Annotated in this window: 2 protein-coding genes; one reads left to right on the top strand and one right to left on the bottom strand. The window is 62.6% G+C overall.

The genetic code is table 11. From position 1 onward, the window contains the following. Nucleotides 1-144: 144 nt before the first annotated feature. Nucleotides 145-567 (bottom strand): YbaN family protein, encoded by a 423-nt coding sequence (locus QPM17_RS23620; protein ID WP_285394190.1) that lies wholly within the window; start codon nt 565-567, stop codon nt 145-147. Between the two features lie 68 nt (nt 568-635). On the opposite strand from QPM17_RS23620, the gene QPM17_RS23615 reads away from it, so the two are divergent. After that, nucleotides 636-1,163 (top strand): NnrS family protein (locus tag QPM17_RS23615; RefSeq protein ID WP_285394189.1); only part of this gene is annotated, 528 nt, incomplete at its 3' end.

Genomic DNA, 1,163 nt, shown 5'->3' with positions numbered 1-1,163 from the left:
GAAGCTCTCGGCGATCTCGTGGATCGTGGCTCGCTCGTCGCCTTTGACGGCGAGAAAGATCAGCACGCGCAGCGCATAGTCGGTGTAGCGAGTCAGATGCATGGCAAGTCCGGCGTTGACTGGATAAGCAACGATTTATGTACGCTAAGTCCTTCTTATCATAGCAGTATGCTTAGCGTGGCGTTCGCTGCCCAAAGGTGTGGCATCGGGTCGCGTCCAGATGAAAAGGGCCACACAGCAGAACAGGGTTGCTGTTACGCCTAGTACCGGGACAGGCGCGCCACCCAGCCATAATACCAGCCAGCTCAAGAACAGCAGTACCGTGGCAAGACGCTTGGCTGGCCTGGCGATGGCCCGCTGCCGTTGCCAGGCGCGCAGTGGCGGGCCCAGCCGAGGATGGTGCCACAACCAGCGCGCCAGTCGCGGCGAGCCCTTGGGTGCCGCCCAGGCGGCGAGCAGCAGGAAAGGGGTGGTCGGCAGCAGCGGTACCACCAGCCCGGCGGTTCCCAGGCCGATGCAGCCGTAAGCCAGCGCTTGCCAGCCAAGGCGTACCAAAGGGTCTTTCATGGCAACCTCGCTATATACACTGCTGTGGCATGGTTTCCAGTCGCGTCTATAAATAGTATTTTATATACATGTTTGAAGACGCTGCCAAGTCCGGTATCGATATTACCGCTCCTCGCATACCCGCCTGGCGCTGGCTGTTTCCGCTGGCGGCGATACATGCCGCCGTGATGGTGCCGCTCTCGTTGCTGGCGCTCTACCACGGCTGGATACCGGTGCAACTGGCGACGCCGGCCGCCCATGCGCGGGAAATGCTGTTCGGTTTCGCACTGGCGGTGATCGCCGGCTACTTGCTGGGCCCCATGCCGCGTCGGCGACTGGGTCTGCTGGTGACGCTGTGGCTGGTAGGCCGGCTGGGCGTGCTGGACTGGTCAGGTGCGGCAATCTCTTCGCTGGCCGATGGCGCCTTCGCCCTGTGGGTGGCCTCGCGGCTGGTGCCGCGCTTCATCGCCGCGAAGAAATGGCGTAACCGACTGCTCTCGCCGCTGCTGGGCATGCTCTGCCTGTTGGCCGTGGTGACCCTCACCTGGCGTTACCTCGAAGATATGCCGACCACGACGCCGCTGATGCACCAGAGCGTATTGTGGCTGGTGTTGCTG

This window comes from Marinobacter azerbaijanicus (assembly GCF_030250645.1).
Classification (GTDB): Bacteria; Pseudomonadota; Gammaproteobacteria; order Pseudomonadales; family Oleiphilaceae; genus Marinobacter; species Marinobacter azerbaijanicus.
This window is presented reverse-complemented; position numbering and strand designations above follow the sequence as displayed.